A 3,932-nucleotide genomic window follows, 5' to 3' on the forward strand; every position below is an offset into this window, starting at 1 on the left:
CGTGCCGCTCCCGGGGCTGGAGATTATGGACAGCGTCCCATCAATCAGCTCCGCCCGTTCCCTCATGTTGATAAGCCCCAAACTGCCGCGCTGGTCGTAGGTCTGCTCGACCGCCGCCACGTCAAAGCCGATGCCGTCATCCTCCACCTCTGCCATGAAGGTCTGCTGGTCGTTGCGCAGTCGCACGACCACGCGGTGGGCCTGGGCGTGCTTGCGGGCGTTGGTGATGGCCTCCTCCAAGATGGAGAAGACGACGCCGGCGGTCTCGTCGGAGAGGGAAGCGGAGAAGCCGGCGTCCTGGATCTCCACCAGAAGCCCTTCCGTCTCCTGGATTTTCTCAGCATAATGGCGCAGTGCCGCCACCAGCCCCTGGGTCTCCAGGATCACCGGCCGCAGGGTGAACAGCATGGTGCGGATCTCTTTCGTCGTCCTGCGGGCCAGGTCTTCCAGCTCCGCCAGCTCCTCGGCGGCTTTCTCCGGCGAGCGCTTCACCAGCGCGCGGGCGTAGTTGAGGCGCATGGTGATGGCGGCGATGGTCTGCGTCGGCCCATCGTGCAGTTCGCGCGCGATCTCGCGGCGGATCTCCTCCTGCTGGGTGATGATGCGGTCCCGTTCCTCGCGCAGGCTCTGGAAAAGCTGGGCGTTCTGCAGGGCGATGGTGGCCTGGTTGGAAAAGGCCACCAGGAAATGGCATTCGTCCAGGGAATAGGCGGCCGGCGAGGGGCTGGCGAAGAGCACCACCCCGTAGGACTCAAAGCCGGCCCGTAAGGGGACAACGATGGCGGAGCGGGCCTCGCGCAGGGAAGGGAAAGCAGATAGTTCGGGATCCGCGGCGACGTCGGAGATCACCTCGGCCTCGCCGGCGGAGATAACGCGCTGAAGGACACCTTGCCGGGCCGGACAGCGGATATCCCGGTCGGCATCGGTGATGTGGTGGCCGGCGACCACGTGCAGGGCCGGCTCATGCCGGCCTTCCTCGAACAGCAGGGCCATGCCTACCATCTGCGCCGGGTTCTTGCCTAACGCCCGGAACTCGATGGCGCTCAGGTCAAACAGCGCCTGCAGGACCTGCTGATAATCGAGCGTGGCGCCCAGGGTACTGGCCATAGCGTAGACCGCATCCAGGCGATCGCGCGTTTGCCGCAGGGTTTCGACCTCGGCAGTGAGCTCTCGCAGTCGTTGGGCGGCCCTCTGCTGGCTGAGCCAGCCGGCGGCGGCACCCAGCGCCGGCAGGCCAATGAGGGAGACAACGGCCTCGGTCAGGCTCATGCCGGCCAATTCGCTCCACTGTGGGGTGCTCAGGGGGAGCGCACCGCAGAATGCCAGCACCAGGCCGGCCAGCAGGCCCATTCCTCCGCCGGCGGCCAGCCCGATCACGACCACCGGCCACCACAGCAGAGGGTAAAGGGGCGTGGGCCAGATCCCGCCCTTGAGCAGCAGAGCGGTCAGCAGGGCCAGGTCCAACGCCCAGAACATCGGAGCGAACCAGCGCCCCAGCCGGCGCAGGTGCAGGAGGAGGAACAGGAGTATATGCAGGGCCGCCGTGATGGCGACCAGCGCGACGACGAAAAAGGGTTCGAGGTTCAGGTGTGGGGAGAGTAAGGCCAGCGCGAGCAGAATGCCCCAATAGGGCCAGCGGAGGGCGAACAGCCAGCGCTCGAAATTCCCCACGCCGGTCGGCGAGGCCGGCATAGCTTGGTTAGCCGATTGTCCCATGTCGCGCATCCGTTGAACCGGCCTGAAACGACGAACCGCTGGCACCCCGGAGGAGCGGCCAGCGGCACCCATTGGTGGGCGAGACAGGACTCGAACCTGTGAACCTCGTGTATGTGAGACACGCGCTCTAACCAGCTGAGCTACTCGCCCTTGGCACCTACTATTATAGCATGGCCGGGGAAAAGATGCAAATCCTGGCCGGCGGAGTTGTGAAGGGGAAGCCGCCAGGGAGAGCTTCCCCTGGCGGCCCTCACGCGTTACTTGCGGATGGTGAGTTTGAATTCCTCTGCCGGCCAGGGCAAAGGCCAGTATCATGTCCAGTGAGTTCCATCGGTTGCTGGAATGGGCGACAGGTTGGCCGGCGAAGCCAAAGTGCACTGTCGTTTGGGGTGCGTGCGCCGGCGTGTTATAATGGCGATGGGAATTCTAACGGCAAAGGGGTGGTGTGCAGGCAGATGCCGTCCATGCGTGTGACCTATGTCGGCCATGCCACCGTGTTGATAGAGCTGGATGAACAGACCATCATCACTGACCCGGTGCTTCGGGATCGCTTCCTGATCCTGCGCCGGCACGGCCGGTCGCTCATCGAACAGCCTCTCTCCTTGAGCCAGGTGCGGCTGGTTCTGCTGTCGCATCTGCATTACGACCATGCGGACCTGCCCTCTCTGCGCAGGCTGCCCAGCCAGGCGACCGTGATTGTGCCGCGCGGCGCCGGCGCCTACCTGGCCTCGCGCCTCTCCCAGGAGGTGATCGAAATGGGGCCGGGCGAAGAGGTGCAATGGGATGGCCTGTTGGTGACCGCCACGCCGGCGGCGCATCCCGGCGGCCGGCCGCTGTGGGGCATGCATGTCCCGGCACAGGGCTATATGGTGGAGGGACGGTTCACGGTCTATTTCGCCGGCGACACGGACCTGTTCGACGAGATGGAGGAGATGGGCCGGCGGTGGCGCATTGACCTGGCGCTCCTGCCAGTGGCCGGCTATACCCCGCGCACCCCGCCGGGCCATCTGAACCCGCGCACTGCGGCACGCGCCCTGGGAATGCTGAGGCCGAAACTGGCCATCCCCGTACATTGGGGCTCTCTCCGCCTGATGGGGCCGGTGTGGGAGCGGCTGGCGTATCTGCAGGACCCGCCGTATACCTTCCTGGGATATGCCAGCCAGATGGCGGCGGATACGGACGTGCGGGTGCTGATCCCGGGGGAGACGGCCGAGGTCGCCGGCCCGCCGGCGCACTTCGCCCGCTAGCTGGAGGAGGTAATTCGCCATGCGCCGCGCCTGGCGCCTGGGATGGCGCTTCTTCACTACTGCGCTCGTCAACAGCCTCTCGCTGTTCATGGCGGTGCTGGTCATCCCGGGCATCTCCTTTGATTTTTCCCCGCGGCTGGTGCCGGCCTGGGTGACCTTCGCGCTCTTCCTCGGCCTGGTCAATGCCCTGGTGCGGCCCATGGTGGTGTACCTGGCATACCCGGTCAATTGGCTGACCATCGGCCTGCCGACCGTGCTGGTGGATTCCCTGCTCCTGCTCTTCGTCGGCAGGGTCTGGCCGGGGTTTCATGTGGATGCGTTCTGGCCGTCGGCGGTGTTGGGGGCTGTCATCCTGCCGGCGAGCAATGTGCTCTTCAGCGCCTTGGTCAGCGCGGAGCGTCAGCGCACCCTGTATGACTGGGTCATCCGCCGGCTGGGGCGGAAACGGCCGGCGGGGGCACAGCCATCGCCCCACGGGGTGGTCTTCGTGCAGATCGACGGCCTGTCGTACACTGCCCTGCGGCATGCCCTGCGGGAAGGGATGATGCCGGCGCTGGAATCCCTGCTGGAGCATGGGCAGTTCCGCCTGATGGCCTGGGACTGCGGCATCCCCTCGCAGACCTCTTCGGTGCAGGCCGGCATCATGTACGGCGACAGCTCCGATATCCCCGCCTTTCGCTTCCTGGACCGCGCCAGCGGCCGGATCATTGTCTCCAACCGGCCGGAGGGGGCGCGCCTGCTGGAACAGCGCTATGTGGAGAACGGTTATCGCGGCTTACTGCGCGGCGGTTCCAGCACGGCGAACGTGTTCAGCGGCGGGGCAGAGCTGACCATTTTCACGATGGGGAACAACCGGAATGCCGGCGCTTCCCGCCGTATTGATGATTTCCTGCTCTTCCTCCTGAACCCCTACTGCCTCCTGCGGGTGCTCATCCTGTCGCTGTGGGACTGGCTCATGGAGGTGATCTA

The 3,932-nt window shown here is 65.7% G+C and carries 3 protein-coding genes and 1 tRNA gene; 2 read left to right on the forward strand and 2 right to left on the reverse strand.

Annotated elements, in window-relative coordinates; translation table 11 throughout:
• On the reverse strand, positions 1-1,692 hold a 1,692-nt coding region (locus H5T60_12520), incomplete at its 3' end, for a GAF domain-containing sensor histidine kinase (GenBank protein ID MBC7243255.1).
• A gap of 96 nt (positions 1,693-1,788) precedes the next feature.
• Positions 1,789-1,866: transfer RNA gene (locus H5T60_12525), tRNA-Val, on the reverse strand.
• A gap of 305 nt (positions 1,867-2,171) precedes the next feature.
• On the opposite strand from H5T60_12525, the gene H5T60_12530 reads away from it, so the two are divergent.
• On the forward strand, positions 2,172-2,963 hold the full coding sequence (locus H5T60_12530) for an MBL fold metallo-hydrolase (GenBank protein ID MBC7243256.1): 792 nt from the start codon (positions 2,172-2,174) through the stop codon (positions 2,961-2,963).
• Positions 2,964-2,982: 19 nt separating this feature from the next.
• On the forward strand, positions 2,983-3,932 hold a 950-nt coding region (locus H5T60_12535; GenBank protein ID MBC7243257.1), incomplete at its 3' end, for a phage holin family protein.

Source organism: Anaerolineae bacterium, assembly GCA_014360855.1.
In the GTDB taxonomy this organism is placed as follows: domain Bacteria; phylum Chloroflexota; class Anaerolineae; order JACIWP01; family JACIWP01; genus JACIWP01.

Coding starts and splice junctions, on each gene's coding strand:
- H5T60_12530 (MBC7243256.1), top strand. CDS start 2,172: ATGCCGTCCATGCGTGTGACCTATGTCGGCCATGCCACCGTGTTGATA.